The sequence below is a fragment of the Georgenia halophila genome, assembly GCF_039541595.1.
On record NZ_BAABGN010000002.1, the window covers coordinates 583,526 to 599,075 of the forward strand.

14 protein-coding genes are annotated in these 15,550 nt (G+C 73.3%); all 14 read right to left on the reverse strand.

Annotated elements, in window-relative coordinates; genetic code table 11:
• Positions 1–57: 57 nt before the first annotated feature.
• Positions 58–1,488, reverse strand: coding sequence for an alpha-L-fucosidase (locus ABD907_RS04170; protein ID WP_345215210.1), 1,431 nt, complete (start codon positions 1,486–1,488; stop codon positions 58–60).
• Between the two features lie 35 nt (positions 1,489–1,523).
• Positions 1,524–1,961, reverse strand: coding sequence for an aspartate 1-decarboxylase (gene panD, locus ABD907_RS04175; protein WP_345215435.1), 438 nt, complete (start codon positions 1,959–1,961; stop codon positions 1,524–1,526).
• 29 nt (positions 1,962–1,990) lie between these two features.
• On the reverse strand, positions 1,991–3,829 hold the full coding sequence (gene panC, locus ABD907_RS21070; protein WP_425555681.1) for a pantoate--beta-alanine ligase: 1,839 nt from the start codon (positions 3,827–3,829) through the stop codon (positions 1,991–1,993).
• On the reverse strand, positions 3,826–5,397 hold the full coding sequence (locus ABD907_RS04190) for a PH domain-containing protein (RefSeq protein WP_345215211.1): 1,572 nt from the start codon (positions 5,395–5,397) through the stop codon (positions 3,826–3,828). Before ABD907_RS04190 ends, panC begins: the two co-directional genes overlap by 4 nt.
• Before the next feature lie 59 nt (positions 5,398–5,456).
• Positions 5,457–5,960, reverse strand: coding sequence for a PH domain-containing protein (locus tag ABD907_RS04195; RefSeq protein WP_345215212.1), 504 nt, complete (start codon positions 5,958–5,960; stop codon positions 5,457–5,459).
• Positions 5,961–5,977: 17 nt separating this feature from the next.
• Complete coding sequence (locus ABD907_RS04200) at positions 5,978–6,463, reverse strand: DUF3180 domain-containing protein (protein ID WP_345215213.1); 486 nt, start codon at positions 6,461–6,463, stop codon at positions 5,978–5,980.
• The gene (folK, locus tag ABD907_RS04205) at positions 6,460–7,392 is read right to left on the reverse strand and encodes a 2-amino-4-hydroxy-6-hydroxymethyldihydropteridine diphosphokinase (protein WP_345215214.1); all 933 of its coding nucleotides are present in this window, start codon (positions 7,390–7,392) and stop codon (positions 6,460–6,462) included. Before folK ends, ABD907_RS04200 begins: the two co-directional genes overlap by 4 nt.
• An 8-nt stretch (positions 7,393–7,400) precedes the next feature.
• Positions 7,401–8,258, reverse strand: a complete 858-nt coding sequence (gene folP / locus ABD907_RS04210) for a dihydropteroate synthase (RefSeq protein WP_345215215.1) — start codon at positions 8,256–8,258, stop codon at positions 7,401–7,403.
• Between the two features lie 31 nt (positions 8,259–8,289).
• The gene (gene folE, locus ABD907_RS04215; protein ID WP_345215437.1) at positions 8,290–8,880 is read right to left on the reverse strand and encodes a GTP cyclohydrolase I FolE; all 591 of its coding nucleotides are present in this window, start codon (positions 8,878–8,880) and stop codon (positions 8,290–8,292) included.
• A gap of 89 nt (positions 8,881–8,969) precedes the next feature.
• Positions 8,970–11,024 carry an ATP-dependent zinc metalloprotease FtsH gene (ftsH, locus tag ABD907_RS04220; RefSeq protein ID WP_345215216.1) on the reverse strand — a complete coding sequence of 685 codons (2,055 nt, stop codon included), beginning with the start codon at positions 11,022–11,024 and terminating at the stop codon, positions 8,970–8,972.
• A gap of 186 nt (positions 11,025–11,210) precedes the next feature.
• Positions 11,211–11,765: a hypoxanthine phosphoribosyltransferase gene (gene hpt, locus ABD907_RS04225; protein ID WP_345215217.1), complete on the reverse strand. Its 555-nt coding sequence runs from the start codon at positions 11,763–11,765 to the stop codon at positions 11,211–11,213.
• Between the two features lie 50 nt (positions 11,766–11,815).
• Positions 11,816–12,865 carry a tRNA lysidine(34) synthetase TilS gene (gene tilS, locus ABD907_RS04230; protein ID WP_345215218.1) on the reverse strand — a complete coding sequence of 350 codons (1,050 nt, stop codon included), beginning with the start codon at positions 12,863–12,865 and terminating at the stop codon, positions 11,816–11,818.
• Between the two features lie 18 nt (positions 12,866–12,883).
• Positions 12,884–13,942 (reverse strand): zinc-dependent metalloprotease, encoded by a 1,059-nt coding sequence (locus tag ABD907_RS04235; protein WP_345215219.1) that lies wholly within the window; start codon positions 13,940–13,942, stop codon positions 12,884–12,886.
• 17 nt (positions 13,943–13,959) lie between these two features.
• On the reverse strand, positions 13,960–15,405 hold the full coding sequence (dacB, locus tag ABD907_RS04240) for a D-alanyl-D-alanine carboxypeptidase/D-alanyl-D-alanine endopeptidase (RefSeq protein WP_345215220.1): 1,446 nt from the start codon (positions 15,403–15,405) through the stop codon (positions 13,960–13,962).
• Positions 15,406–15,550 lie beyond the last annotated feature (145 nt).

Below are 15,550 nucleotides of genomic sequence, written 5' to 3' on the forward strand. Positions count from 1 at the left end.
TCTCGCCGTCCCACCGGACGTGACCAACACCGCCCGCGCAACGGGTCGGCGGAGGTGTCAGCCCTTGTCGGGCGAGGCCGCCAGCGGGACGACGGCGGCGAGGGTCGGCGCGAGCCGGGACCGGACGACCTCCACCCGCAGCCGCTCGGCCGCCACCGGGTGGAACCGCACGATGCGCTGGTAGCCGACCGTGCCGGTGGTGGCGACGTGGTGCCAGGCGTCGCCGTCGCCGATCAAGATCCGCACCTCCTCGATGCGCTGGCCGACGGTGATCTGCTCCTTGAGCACGACGCCGTCGAGCGTCTGCCGGCCGAACGTGAGCTCGACCCACGGGCGGGTGTCGCCGTCGGCGGGCCGCCAGTGACCGACGTCGTTGTCGAGGGTGGTGAGCACCGCTCGGGGAGCCGGCCGGGACGAGAAGGTGACGTGGTCGATCCGGGTGAGCGCCGAGGCACGCAGCCCGTCGACGAGCCGGCCCAGGCCGGCGAGCGCCTCGCGGTCGCCGTCGGCGATCCGGCCGGTGCGGGTGGGCGGGACGTTGAGCAGCAGGGTGGCGTTGCCGCCGACGCTGTGCTGGTAGATGTCGAAGAGCTCCTCGGCGGCGCGGGGCTGCTCGTCCGGGTGGTGGAACCAGCCGGGCCGGATCGAGGTGTTGACCTCGGCGGGGTACCAGACGAGGTCGCCGGCCCGCGCCGGCAGGGCCGCCAGGGCGGTGCGGCTGCCGAGGTCGCGGTCGTCGGAGCGGACGGTCCGGGAGAAGGCGCCGTCGTCGACCTGCTGGGACCGTTCGGCGATCCGTTCGACGTCCTGGAGGGCGTGGGGTACGACGGACCACTCGTCCGGCCGGGTCTGTCCCGCCTCGTTGCCGCACCAGCGCACGTCCGGGCCGCACACGCTGATGACGGCGTCGGGCTGCAGCGCGCGGATGGTGCGGTAGTACCGCTCCCAGTCGTAGACCTGACGCTTGCCGTTCGGGCCCTCGCCGTTCGCGCCGTCGAGCCAGACCGTGAAGATGTCGCCGTAACCGGTGAGGAGCTCGACGAGCTGGCCGACGTAGACGTCGTCGTAGGCGGTGCCGGATCCGTAGGTCGGCTCAGCCCGGTCCCATGGCGAGAGGTAGAGGCCGAACCGCAGCCCGTGCCGCGCGCACGCGTCCGCGACCTCGCCGACGACGTCGCCGCGGCCGTCCCGCCACGGGCTCGCTGCGACCGTGTGCTCGCTGTGGCGGCTCGGCCAGAGACAGAAGCCGTCGTGGTGCTTGGCCGTGAGGATGAGGCCCCGTATGCCTGCGGAGCGCAGCGTCGCGGCCCACTGGTCGGCGTCCAGGTCGACCGGGTCGAAGAGGTCCGCGTCCTCCTCGCCGGTCCCCCACTGCCGGCCCGTCATGGTGTTCATCCCGAAGTGGACGAAGCCGTACAGCTCCAGCTTCTGCCACTCGTACTGGCGGTGGCTGGGACGGACGTTGGCGAGGTGGTCGAGGTCGATCATGCGTCGATCATGGTGGGCGGGACAGTGGCGTGAGGTCAGCGGCCGGCGCGGTAGTCCGCCGTCGGGATGCCGCTGGTGCCGATGCCACCGATCGCCGCCGCGGGCATGTCGGGGATCTGGCCGGGCTCCTCGCCGACGTCGGCGATCCGGTTGTCGGCGTCGACGAAGACCACGTGCGGGGAGTACGTACGGGCGTCCTCGTCGGACAGCTGGCCGTAGGCGATGACGATGACGAGGTCACCGGCGTGCACGAGGTGGGCCGCCGCGCCGTTGACACATACGATGCCGCTCCCCCGCTCGCCCGGGATGACGTAGGTGGTCAGCCGGGCGCCGTTGGCGACGTCGACGACGTCGACCTGCTGCCCGGGCAGGAGGTCGGCGGCGTCGAGCAGGTCGGCGTCGATCGTGATGGAGCCGACGTAGTGCAGGTCCGCGGCGGTGACGGTCGCCCGGTGGATCTTGGAGATCATCATCGGGCGCAGCAGCGAACGAGGGGGCGTGCTCACGGCGAGTCCTTGGGTCTCTGGCGGGGCGGGTGGTCGGGACCGAGCTCGACGGTCATGTTGTCGATCAGCCGGGTGGTGCCGACGCCTGCGGCGACGGCCAGGAGGCCCGGGCCGCGGGCATTGTCCGGCAGGGGCAGGAACGTCTCAGGATCAACAAGGACAAGATAGTCCTTGTCTATTCCCCCCGCGTGGGTCAGCACCTCGTCCGTGACGCGAAGCACAGTGGCCGCGTCCGCCCCGCCGTCCGCGGCCTCGACCCCGGTGCGCAGGGCCCGCGAGATCGCGAGCGCCTGGATCCGCTGGGGCGCGGTGAGGTAGGCGTTGCGGCTGGACAACGCCAGCCCGTCGTCCTCCCGGCGGGTGGGGACCCCGACGATCTCGACGCCCAGGTCCAGATCGCGCACCAGGGTGCGCACGAGTGCGAGCTGCTGGGCGTCCTTCTGCCCGAAGACGGCGACGTCCGGGCGGACCAGGTTCAGGATCTTGGTGACCACCTGCAGGACGCCGGCGAAGTGGCCGGGGCGCGCCGCGCCCTCGAGGACGTCGGCCACCGGACCGGGGTCGATGCGTACCAGCGGCTCCGCGGGGTACATCTCGGCGTCGTCAGGCGCGAACACGACGTCCACCCCCTCACCGGTGAGCAGCGCGACGTCGGCGTCCAGGTCGCGCGGGTAGTTCTCGAGGTCCTCGCCCGGGCCGAACTGGAGCGGGTTGACGTAGATCGACACGACGACGTGGTCGGCGCGTGCCCGCACCTCGCGCACGTTGACCAGGTGGCCTTCGTGGAGGGCGCCCATGGTCATGAGGAGCCCGCGCCGGCCCGGCAGCGAGGACAGGGCAGCCCGCAGCTCGGTGCGGGTGCGAACCACGAGTGGCTCCAGCGGTGTCGGGTCCCGGTCGTCGGCGCCGGGGACGACGGCGGTGGGCGCGGGCTCCGTGGCGGCGTCGCCGAGGACGTCGAGGAGCCGTGCCGCGGCCAGCTCGGTCAGCCGGCCCGAGGCCAGGGCGCGGCGGGTCGTGACGCGGGCGAGGTGCCGGTAGGTCTCTGTGACGTCGGCCAGCTCCGGACCCAGCCCGGCCAGGGCGACGAGGTGGTTCTCGACCGTGCCGGCGTCGCCGCGGACGACGGGCCCGGTCAGGCTCTGCTCGCTGCCGCGCAGCGCCCCGTCGAGGGCTGCGGTGAGCAGCGGCGCCAGGTAGCCGCCCGGGTCCGGCAGACCGGCGGCGGCGAGCGTGCGCTGGGCCTGGCCGACGAGCGTGACCAGGTGGTTGGCACCGTGCGCCAGGGCGGCGTGGTAAGCGGGCCGGTCTACCTCGGCCAGCGCGACCGGCTCCCCGCCGAGCTCGACGACCAGCGCCTGCGCGATGGGGAGCACGGGCGAGGCGGCGGTGACGGCGAACGGGCAGCCGGTGATCCGGGACAGGTCGAGACTCGTGCCGGTGAACGTCATCGCCGGGTGGATCGCCAGCGGGATGGCGCCGCGCTCCGCGGCGGGCGCAAGGACCTCGGTGCCGTACCTGCCGGAGGTGTGCACGACCAGCTGCCCGGGCTGCCAACGCCCCAGGTCCGCCAGGCCGCGGACGAGCCCGGCGAGCGCGTCGTCCGGGACGGTCAGCAGCACGAGCTCGGACCGCTCGACGACGTCCTCGACGCTGAGGACCGGGACCTCGGGCAGCATCGCGTCGGCCCGGTCCCGACTCTCGGCCGAGACCGCCGTGACCCCGACGACGGCATGCCCGACAGACCGCAGTGCGCTGGCCAGGACGGTGCCGACGCGGCCGGCGCCGACCACGCCGACGCCGAGGCGTCCCGGCCTGGTGGCCGACTCGCTCACGGCGCCGCCGTCCCTCCGGGAGAGGGCTGCTGCGGCCCGTCCGCGGCCGGCGGGTGGACGGCACCGGCCGCCTCCACCCGGCGCATCCACTCCTCCGGCCCCTCGGCCGCTCGCGCGGTCCGCGCCCGCGCGGCCTGCTCGACGAGCACGTGCCGCGCGAGCATCTCGTCCAGGTGGAACACGACGGGCGTGACCGGGCCGGAGACCGAGTGCGCGTGCAGGTTGGCGATCCGGCACCGCCGCTCGAGCGGCCCCTGCTCCAGCGCCAGCGACTGCGTGCGCTCGTGGGGCACCACCACGAGGTTGCGGGTCCACCGTCCGCTACGGATGAGCAGCGCCGTGCCGGTGATGAACAGCGCGTTGCGTCGCCACGTCAGCGGGTCGAGCCACCGGGCGCGGCGCGGGCTGGTGCGGAACCCGCCGGCCTCCCCGCTGCCGTCGAGGGCGGCGTCCAGGACGGCCCGGGGGTCGGCCACCCCGAGGTCGGGCAGGACGAGCCATAGGGCGGTCAGCGCGTCCCCGCGCGGCCCCACCGGGAGCAGCACGGTCTCGACGTTGCCGCCCGATCCCTCGGCGGCGCCGTACCCCGCGACGTTGATGCGCACCCGCCACCAGCCGGCCGGCCGCCACAGCAGCGGCTGGGTCAGCTGGACGGCCTGGACCCGGCCGGGGGGGAGCGTCTGCGAGCGGGACTCGAGGAGCCCGTGCCGGAGCCGGATCCCGTCGGGCGAGATGGCGACGCGGAAGTGGAACTCGCCGGCGAACCGACCCCACAGGGCGGCCACCCAGCCGAGAAGCGCGGGGAGCGTACCGAAGATCGGCGCCGCGCTCCCGGCGAAGTAGGCGGCAACGCCGAGACCGACGATGAAGAGGATGAAGAAGATGAGCACGGGCGAGAGGACGAGGGAACCGACCAGCCGACCCGCGGGGACGTGCAGCATCTGCCGCTCCGGTGCGGCCACGAAGAGCGGTGACGAGGCCGAGGCGTCGTCGGGTGCACCCGCCTCGGCGTGCGCCTGACCCCCGGACGGCTGACCGCCGGGCGCCTGACCGGCCGGCGGGCCGGCGACGCCCGCGGCGCGGGCCATGACCTCGTTCCGCAGTGCCTGCGCCTCGGCCTCCTTCAGATAGCCGATGATCACGTTGGACTCGTTGCCGCCTGCGGTCTCGACCTTGACCTGACCGAGCCCGAAGATCCGCCCCAGCAGGGGCTGGACCACGTCGACCGCCTGGACCCGGACCAGTCGTGCGTGGCGCTGCCGGCGGAACAGGATGCCGCTGTGCAGGTCGACCGACTCGCTCGTCACGGCGAACTTCATGCGACGCCAGGCCAGCCACGAGTAGATGCCGGCGACGACCGCCACGACGAGGACGATCCCCAGGATGATGAGCAGCGCCGTCGTCCGATACCGCTCGAACCGCTCCCAGACCTCCGGGATGTTCTGCAGCTCGTCGCCCAGCTGCCACACCGTGGCGACGACGACCGCGACGACGACCTTCCACGCGTTCAGGATCGGCGTGATCTTGTGGACCGAGCGCCAGACGGGCTGGGCTGGGTCCGGCGGCACGGGACCTCGTGGCACGGGCTCACCGCCCGGTGGGACCGGTCCGGGCACGGCGGGCGTGCTCACAGACCCGCCAGCCTCGCCTCACCGCGTGCGGTCAGGCGGTCGCGCAATCGTGACGCCTCCTCGGGTCGAAGGCCCGGGATCGTGGCATCGGTCTGCGACGCAGCGGTGTGCAGCCTCACCTGGGCGACTCCGCACGCACGGTCCAGCGGTCCGGCGTTGACGTCGACGAACTGCATGCGCCCGTACGGCACGACCGTCAACGACCGGAAGAGGATTCCCCGGCGGACCAGGAGATCGTCCGCCGCCTCCGCGTACCCCAGCGCACGGACCTGACGGGGGATGAGCCACAGGAGCCAGACCAGCAGGACGAGGACGAGAGCCGGACAGACCCACACCCAACCACCGAAGACCACACCGAGGACGACGGTGCCGATCAGCGGCAGCGCGAGCCAGATGAAGACCGAGATCAGCCGTACCTTGATCAACGACGGGGAGACCGGGGTGAAGGAGACCCCGGGTGGGTCGAAGACGCCGCCGCTGGCGGGAGGTAGGGCATTCACGGCACCACCCTTTCAGATCAGGCAGAAGACGCGCTGTGGTTGACACCGCCGGGGGAATCGTCGTCGTCCTCCGGGGGGACGCGGCACCACGTCTCGACCCGGATCGCCACCGCTACGAGGGCCACACATGTGAGCAGCGCCACACCGGACGCCAGGGCCCGCTGCTCGGGCAGCGGCGCGGAGAGGTTGTCGAGCGCGACGAGCACCTGCGCGGCGAAGTACCCCACCAGGGCGGAGCCCACCAGGGCCGCCGCCTTGGCGAGCACCACCACGCGGGAAGCACCGATCGGCGTCATCGAGGTCGGCTCCTGGCGGACGAGCCTGCGGACGCTGCGGCCCATCGAGAGCAGCACGATGGCGAGCAGGGCGGGCCCTGCCGCGCTGAGGTAGGACACGGGGACGCCGAGGCCGCCGCGGACCTCGATGTTCTCGAGCACGAAGAACGCGATCAGCCCGGAAAACACGGTGATGAGCACGAGCGTTTGCCAGGACGTGCGGTTCACGTGGCGCCTCCCCCACCGCGGCTGTCGTCCGGTGACTCGCCGTCGAGCCGCTCGTCGAGCCACTCGAGCTCGTCGCGGTCGCCGGCCCGCTCGGCCAGCTCGGTCACCCGGCCTCCGTGAGGGCCGGGAAGGACCGCCCCGGGGGCGAGCCGTGCCCAGGGCGCGAGGACGAACGCACGCTCGTGAGCGCGCGGGTGCGGAAGGGTCAGCTCCGGGTCGTCGCTGACCGTGGCGCCGACCGTGATGACGTCGACGTCGAGGGTGCGCGGGCCCCACCGTTCGTCGCGGGTGCGCCCGTGGGCGTCCTCGACGGTCTGGGCGAGCGCCAGCAGTCGTGCCGGCGTCAAGGTGGTGGTGCCGGTGACCACGGCGTTGAGGTAGTCGGGCTGCGGCTCCTGGCCGGGAGCGAGCACAGGTGCGGTGCGGGCAACCGGCGACACCCCGCTGAGGTGCACGCCGGCGGCGTGCCGCAGGTCGGTGACGGCCGCCCGGAGGGTCTCCAGCGGGTCACCGAGGTTGGCGCCGATCGCCAGCACGAGCTCGGCCGGCTCCGCGGCCGGTGCGTCGGTGCGGGGCGCGGCGCGGTAAATGCTGATCTCGACGTCGTCGAACTCCACCGGGATCGGGGCCTGCGGCTTGTGCACGGTGACGTCGACGGCCCGGACGCCCGGCCGGGCCAGCACGGCGGCGGCGATCCGGTCGGCCAAGGTCTCGACGAGGTCCACCGGATCACCGTCGAGCACGCCGACGACGTCCTCGGCCACCTCGGAGTAGCTCACGGTGGCGGCCAGGTCGTCGCTGCGAGCGGCCGCCCCGGTGTCCAGGTGCAGCACGACGTCGGCGAGGAACACCTGGCCCGTCTCCCGCTCGGTCGCCAGGACCCCGTGGCGTCCGACGGCCCGCAGCCCCGTCAGCCGTATGCGGTCCATCGGGCCGGTCACCGCTCGGCCGTCCAGGCTGCCGCCACGCGTGCGGCGTCCACGTTGGCCGTGACCTCGTGGACCCGGACCGCCCAGACACCGGCGGCGGCCGCGAGCGCGGTCACGGCGGCCGAGGCCGCGTCCCGGGCCAGAGGCTGGTCCGCGAGGTGGGCGGGTACGACGTCGGCGAGGAACCGTTTGCGAGAGGCTCCGACGAGCAACGGGCGCCCCAGGCGCGCGAGCTCGTCCAGGTGGGCGAGAAGCGTCCAGTTGTGCCGGGCCTCCTTGGCGAACCCGAGGCCGGGATCGAGCACGACCTGCTGCTCGGGGATACCGGCGGCGACGGCCGCCTCGAGGCGCTCGGCCAGCTCGGCACGGACCTCGGCGACGACGTCGTCGTAGACGGCCAGGGAGTTCATGGTGTCCGGCGTGCCGCGCCGGTGCTGGAGGACGTAGACGGCGCCGGTCGCGGCCACGGTGGCCAGCATCTCCGGGTCGGCGGTGCCGCCGGAGACGTCGTTGACGATGTGGGCGCCGGCCGCCACGGCGGCCTCCGCCGTCGTGGCGTGCACGGTGTCGACGCTGACGACGGCCTCGGCATCCACCAGCGCCTCGACGACGGGCAGCACCCGCCGGGTCTCCTCCGTCGGCGGGACGGGGACGGCGCCGGGCCGGCTCGACTCGCCTCCGACGTCGACGATGTCCGCGCCCTGCGTGACCAGGTGCCTCGCGTGCGCCACGGCGACGTCGCGGTCGAACCACTGCCCGCCGTCGGAGAAGGAGTCCGGGGTGACGTTGACGACGCCCATGACCAGGGTCCGGCTCGCGGCGCGGAGCGCTTCCGGGAGGGGGGCCACCACCGCGTGCTCGCTCACCGGTCCAGGCTATCCGTGACTCTCGGCCGGCTCAGCCGCGGGCCATGAGCAGGCTCATCGCCTCGGCGCGGGTGGCGGCGCGGCGCATCGAGCCGCGCACCCCGGAGGTGATGGTCCGCGAGCCGGGCTTGCGCACGCCACGCATGGACATGCACAGGTGCTCGGCCTCGACGATGACGATGACACCGCGGGGCTGCAGGCGTTCGACCAGGGCGTCGGCGATCTGCGAGGTCAGCCGTTCCTGCACCTGCGGACGCCGCGCGTAACCCTCGACGAGGCGGGCGAGCTTGCTCAGCCCGGTGACGCGGCCGTTCTCGGCCGGGATGTACCCGACGTGGGCGATGCCGTGGAAGGGCAGCAGGTGGTGCTCGCACATCGAGTACAGCGGGATGTCGCGGGCCAGGACCATCTCCTCGTGGCCGATGTCGAAGACGGAGTCGAGGTGGTCGGCGGGGTCCTCCGCCATGCCGGCGAAGATCTCCGCGTAGGCGCGCGCGACCCGGGCCGGCGTGCCGGCCAGGCCCTCGCGGTCCGGGTCCTCCCCGACGGCGACGAGCAGGTCCCGCACCGCCGTGCGCACGCCCTCGGCGTCGTACGGTCCGGCGATGTGGTCGTCGCGCAGCGGCGCCGAGTCGGTGGCGCCGGTCTCGGCCGGCGACTCGGGGATGCCTCTCAGCTCGACAGGCCTGGCCACGTCCCGGTCGTCCGACATCACACGCCCTCGGTCGGTTCGCCGACCCTGCCGCCCTGGGGAATCTCGCCGATCCCATCCAACGGGGTCTCCCCCGCCGCGGCGATCTGGTCCTCCGGAGTCATCTGCTCGTGGCGGGCGCGCTCGGTGGCGGTGAGCACGGGGGGACGGTCGCTGACGGTGCGCTCCATGGACGACAGCCACACGGGGCGCGGGTCCCGCTTGCGCACCGGTGAGAAGACGCGGCCCAGCTCGGCCTCGTTGAGTGTCTCGCGCTCGAGCAGCTCCAGGACGAGGTGGTCGAGAACGTCCCGGTACGTGTGGAGAATCTCCCACGCCTCGTCGTGCGCGGCCTCGATGAGTGCGCGGACCTCCTCGTCGACGATGCGGGCGAGGTCGTCGGAGTAGTCCCGCTCGTGACCGATGTCGCGGCCGACGAACGGCTCGCCCTGGGACTGTCCGAGCTTGATGGCGCCGATCCGGGCGCTCATGCCGTACTCGACCACCATCTTGCGGGCGATCGAGGTGGCCTTCTCGATGTCGTTGGACGCCCCGGTGGTCGGGTCGTGGAACACGATCTCCTCGGCGACGCGGCCACCCATGGCGTACGCGAGCTGGTCGAGCAGCTCATTCCGCGACGTCGAGTGCCTGTCCTCGCTGGGCATGACCATCGTGTAGCCGAGGGCCCGGCCGCGCGGAAGGATGGTCACCTTGGTGACCGGGTCGGTGTAGCGCAGGGCCGCCGCCGCCAGGGCGTGTCCGCCCTCGTGGTACGCGGTGACCTTGAGCTCCTTCTCATTCATCACGCGGGTGCGCTTCTGCGGTCCCGCGAGGACGCGGTCGATGGCCTCGTCGAGCGCGCGGTCGTCGATCAGCTGGGCGTTGGAGCGGGCGGTCAGCAGGGCCGCCTCGTTGAGGACGTTCGCCAGGTCGGCACCGGTGAACCCGGGGGTGCGCTTCGCGACCATGCCGAGGTCGACGCCGGGCGCCATCGGCTTGCCCTTGGCGTGCACCTCGAGGATGGCGTTACGGCCGTGCATGTCCGGCGCCTCGACGGCGACCTGGCGGTCGAAGCGACCGGGCCGCAGCAGCGCCGGGTCGAGCACGTCGGGACGGTTGGTGGCGGCGATGAGAATGACGTTGGTGTTGACGTCGAAGCCGTCCATCTCGACGAGCAGCTGGTTGAGGGTCTGCTCGCGCTCGTCGTGCCCGCCCCCCATGCCTGTGCCGCGGTGGCGGCCGACGGCGTCGATCTCGTCGACGAAGATGATGGACGGCGCGTTGGCCTTGGCCTGCTCGAAGAGGTCACGCACGCGGGAGGCGCCGACACCGACGAACATCTCGACGAACTCGGAGCCCGAGATGGAGAAGAACGGTGCCCCGGCCTCGCCCGCCACGGCCCGCGCGATCAGCGTCTTACCGGTTCCGGGCGGCCCGTAGAGCAGCACGCCCTTGGGGATCTTCGCCCCGACGGCCTGGAACTTCTCCGGCTCGGCGAGGAACTCCTTGATCTCCTGGAGCTCCTCGACGGCCTCTTCCTCGCCGGCGACGTCGCCGAAGCTGACCTGCGGGGTCTCCTTGCTGACCATCTTGGCCTTGGACTTGCCGAACTTCATCATCCCGCCGGCGCCGCCGCCCTGCATGCGGGAGAGCAGCCACCAGAACACCAGGAAGATGATGATCATCGGCACCATGAACGTCAGCAGCGACGTCCACACCGACGTGGTGGGCACCACGGAGTTGTAGCCCTGCTCGGGGTCGGCCTGGCGGACGGCGTCCGCCACCTCCTCGCCCTGCGGGGTGACGTAGTAGAACTCGACATCGGTGCCCTTGTCGACCGTGCCGCCCTCGCCGTCGGGCGCCTCGAACGGCTCGGACAGAGTCATGCGGACCCGCTGGGAACCCTCGGTGATCTCGACCTGCTCGACGGTCTCGCCCTCGAGCAGCTCGAGGCCCTGCGAGGTGTCGATCTGCTGCGTGCCGCCCTGACCCAGGAGGGACCACCCCACGGACACGAGCAGCAGGACGAGGAGGATCCACACCAGTGGGCCACGGAGCAGTTTCTTGACGTTCATCGACATGTGGGCTTGCGCCCGGTCCCTCCTGGTCGCGGGTTTGCCCCGACGGTATACGAGATGGCGGGCCCGCGGCTGCGCCCGGAGGGCTTGTTCGCGCAGGGCGGTAAGGGGAACGGGCGCGCCCCCCGTTCGTTCCGCCCGCGGCACCGTCGCCCGCACGCTGTGCTGCGCATCGTCAGCGCACTAGCCGCCGTAGACGTGCGGGGCCAGCGTCCCCACGAACGGGAGGTGCCGGTACTTCTCCGCGTAGTCGAGGCCGTACCCGACGACGAACTCGGGCGGGATCTCGAATCCGACGTACCTGACGTCGACGGCCACCTTCGAGGCCTCCGGCTTGCGCAGGAGCGTGGCGATCTCGACCGACGCCGGCCCACGGGAGCGGAGGTTGCCGAGCAGCCAGGACAGGGTCAGGCCCGAGTCGATGATGTCCTCGACGATGAGGACGTCCCGGCCGGTGAGGTCCGTGTCGAGGTCCTTGATGATCCGCACCACCCCGGACGACTTGGTCCCGGACCCGTAGGAGGAGACGGCCATCCAGTCCATCTGGACAGGGCTGTGCAGCTTTCGGGAGAGGTCTGCCATGACCATGACCGCGCCGCGGAGCACCCCGACGAGGAGAACCTCTCTGCCCGCGTAGTCGGCGTCGATCTCGGCGGCCATCTCGGTCAGCCTGGTCTCGATCTGCTCCTGGCTGAGCAGGACCTTCTCCAGGTCCGTACCCATGTCGCGGTCGTCCACGTGCTCTCCTCGTGAGGGACTCAAGGCGTGGCCGGCAGCTCGCGAGAGCGTCAGGGCCGACCGAAGGCAAGCGTGCCACATCGGCGGGCCGCCGAGACCGGTCCCGGGAGGGTGAGCGGGCCCTGGCCGTGGTAGGCGGTCACGAGGGCGTCAACCGTGTCGATGTGGACGGCGGCGAGCGCGCCCGGGGTGGCTCCGGCCCGCAGTGCGGCCGCGTGCAGGGCGCGGGTTCGCAGCGCGGGGTGGGCGGCCTCGAGGACCGCGACGTCGAGCACGACGGCGTCGTCGTCCTGGTCCTCCGGCGGCTCTCCCGTCACCAGGGCCTGCTCGAGCAGGGCGGCGGCCTGCGCGTCGAGGAGGTCGGCGTCCCGGGTCAGCTGGGCCGAGGTCCGGCCGAGGGCCTCGACCACGCCGGGACCGAGGGCGTCGACCAGGGCGGGCAGCGCCCGTTCCCGGACGGCCGCGCGGCGCAGGGGCGAGCCGTCGGCCGCCCGCCAGGGCCCGTCGGCGGCGTTCGTCGGGTCACGCTCGAAGTCCAGGCCGGCGGCATGGCACACCTGCTCGGTCTGCGACCGGCGCAGGGCGAGGAACGGGCGCCGCCACGGGCCGCGCCGGGCGGGCATCCCGGCGAGCGACCGGGCGCCGGAGCCGCGCGCGAGCCCGAGCAGGACAGTCTCGGCCTGGTCGTCGAGCGTGTGGCCGAGCAGCACCGCGGCGGCGCCGTGGTGCTCGCAGGCGCCGCGCAGGGCCGCGTAGCGGGCCGCGCGCGCGGCGGCCTCGGGACCGCCGGCACCGGTTCCGGCCGGTCCGCCGGCGACGTCGACCGCGCGCACGTCGACGGGTTCGAGCCCGAGGTGGCGGCACAGGCGCGCCGTGCGTGCGGCGGCGACGTCGGAGCCCGGCCGGAGGCGGTGGTCGACGACGACGGCGCCCGCGCTCCAGCCCTGCCGAGGGGCGACGAACGCCGTCGCGGCGGCGAGGGCGAGCGAGTCCGCGCCGCCGGAGCAGGCGACCAGGACCCGGACTCCGGCCGGCAGGTCGGCCAGGGCGCCGCGCACGGCCAGGCGTGCGGCGGCGACGTCGGGGTCAGGTCCAGGCACGTCCGGGTTCCCGCGACGTCAGCCGTGGACGCGCCGCACCCAGGCGGGCGGGTCCGCTACCTCGGCGGCCGAGGGCAGCGTCTCCGGCGCCGTCCACACCGCGTTCAGGCCGTCGTGACCGACCCGCTCGACGACGGCACGCACGAACTTCGCGCCGTTGCGGTACTGGGCCACCTTCGCGTCCATCCCGAGGACGCGGCGCAGCATGACGTCGGCGGTCGAGGTGCCGTCGCGGCGCTTCTCGAACGCGGCCCGGATGTGGCGTACGGACGGCAGCTGGGCCGGCCCGACGGCGTCCATGACGACGTCCGCGTGTCCCTCGAGCAGGCTCATGACCGCGACGATCTCGCCGAGGCGTGCTCGCTCATCGTCGTCCAGGAAGGCGTCGACGAGCGGACCTCCGAGGTCGTCGGGCTTGTCCTGCGGCGTGCCGCCGGCGGCGGAGGTGACGGCCTCGACGAGCCCGCGGAAGGCGCGCGCGAGCCGGGCGCTGCCGTCGGGAGCGTCGGAGACGCCGCCGACCAGACCCCGCATCCGCCCGGCGAGGTGCCCGGCGAGCCACGGTGCGGCCGCGAACTGGACGGCGTGCGTCTGCTCGTGCAGGCAGACCCAGAGGCGGAAGTCCATCGCGTCGAGGTTGAGCTCGCGCTCGATCTTCAGGACGTTGGGCGCGACGAGCAGGAGGCGCCCGTTCTCGACGCCACCGGTGAACGGGTCGAACTGGCCCAGCACCTTCGTCGAGAGCAGGGCGAGCACCACACCCATCTCCTCGCCGGCCATCCGGCCGGAACCGGGCAGGGTGGTCGATGGCAGCAGCCCGTCGGTGAGGTGGGCGAACATCTCCACGTTCGCCTCCGACCAACGCGCCCGGTCCACGACGTACACCGGTACGTCGGCGATCTGCGCGGCCGCAGCGCTCAGGCCGGTGATCTCACCGACGTGCCCGGGTGCCTCCTTGGCGGCCCGGCGCAGCACCTGCACGAGGGCGCGAAGTTCTGCGGGGGTGCCACTCGGTCCGGGGCGGGCCAGGCTGCCCGCCCGGCGAACCGCGGCCTGCCAGTCGACGGCGCTGCTCATGGTCCCCACGCTATCGCTCAGCTGCAGCCGCACACGGCGAGGGACGCCACGAGGCTGTCGATCGCCAGACGCGCCTGGAGGCCCGTCCCGCGGACCAGGTCGGAGGCGATGACGGAGAAGTGCAGCGGCCGGCCGTCGTGCGTGACCACCGTGCCGGTGAGGGAGACGGATTCCACCAAGGTGCCCGTCTTGGCGCGCACGTGGCCGGCCGCCTCGTCGGTGAACCGGTCGGAGAGGGTGCCGTCGAGGCCGCCGACCGGCAGCGCCGGGAGCAGGCCATGCAGGTCGGCGTTCTCGGGCTCGTCGGCCAGGTGCAGCACGTCGACGAGCACGGACGGCGGGACGGTGGTCTCCGGGCTGAGGCCCGAGGAGTCCGCCATGGTGACGCCGGAGATCTCGACGCCCGCCTCGGCGAGCTGTTCCCGCACGGCGGCGGTGCCGCCGGCGAAGGTCGCCTCGCGTCCGCGCTGGACGGCGACCAGGCGACCGAGCACCTCGGAGAGGGAGTTGTCGGACTGCTTGAGCATGTGGCGCACGACGGCGCTGACCGGGGCGGACTCGACGGAGGCGAGCTCCTCGGCCTCCTCCGGGGCGGCGCCGCGGTCGATGCCGGTGACCTCGACGCCCTGAGACTCCAGGGCGTCGGCGAACGCCACGGCGGCGTCGACCGCGGGGTCGGAGGAGAACGCGGAGCCGGCGCGGCCGGAGTCGATCGCCAGGGGCTGGACGGCCATGACGAACTGCCGGTCGATGGGGCCCCAGTCCGGGTGGTAGACGGGTTCGGCGAAGAGCGTGTCGTCCAGGTCGAGGTCGACCTGCGTGACGTCCCGCTCGACCAGCGACTGCGCGGTGGACGCGGCGAGATCGCCCAGGCCCGCGTGCCCGTCGACCTCGGTGGGGTCGCCCTCCCCGGCCGCGAGCAGGACGTCGCCACCGCCGACGAGGGTGACGGTGTTCTCGTCGGCCAGGACCGCGGACGTCGTCAGCGTGCGGTCCGCGCCGAGCGCAGCGAGCGCGGCAGCACCGGTGAGGACCTTCAGGGAGGATGCCGGCGACCGGGGGGTGTCGCCGTCGTGGTCGAGGAGGACCTCGCCGGTGACAGCGTCCGAGACGACCAGGCCGAAGGTACCGGTGCGGCGAGAGTCGGCCTCGAACGCGGCCGCGAGCTCCTCGAGGGCCGTGGCGCTCGGCACGGGAGCCGAGTCCCCCGGGCCCTCGACGGCGGGCGCGACGACGGAGCCGCCAGGGAGCTCGACGTCGGGGAAGGGTCGGGCCTCGGGCGGCGGGGGGTCGGTGGTGAGCACGCCCGGGACCGCGTCGGCGGCGTCGGCGGTGCCGTAGGCCAGGAGCACGACGGTGAGGACCGCCACGATCCTGCGACGGCGCACCCGCCGGCTGATCGGGCGGCCGGAACGTCCTGGTGCCGGGCGCGGCACGGGGCGCGCTGTACCGGTCTGCGCCACGGTCTTCCTTTCCGGGGGGCCTGTGCGGGTCCGGGGGCTTGTGCGGGACCACGCCACCCGGTACGTCACACTAGTGGGAGGAGCGTCCGGGAAGGTCTGCCCCGGCCGCGTGGAGCGCAGGCCCGCCGTGCGGTGGGCTCAGGAA

Bases quoted from the DNA above. Each gene is read 5' to 3' on its own strand.
- ABD907_RS04170 (WP_345215210.1), bottom strand. From the start codon at position 1,488: ATGATCGACCTCGACCACCTCGCCAACGTCCGTCCCAGCCACCGCCAG.
- panD (WP_345215435.1), bottom strand. From the start codon at position 1,961: ATGATGATCTCCAAGATCCACCGGGCGACCGTCACCGCCGCGGACCTG.
- folK (WP_345215214.1), bottom strand. From the start codon at position 7,392: ATGGACCGCATACGGCTGACGGGGCTGCGGGCCGTCGGACGCCACGGG.
- ftsH (WP_345215216.1), bottom strand. From the start codon at position 11,024: ATGAACGTCAAGAAACTGCTCCGTGGCCCACTGGTGTGGATCCTCCTC.
- ABD907_RS04235 (WP_345215219.1), bottom strand. From the start codon at position 13,942: ATGAGCAGCGCCGTCGACTGGCAGGCCGCGGTTCGCCGGGCGGGCAGC.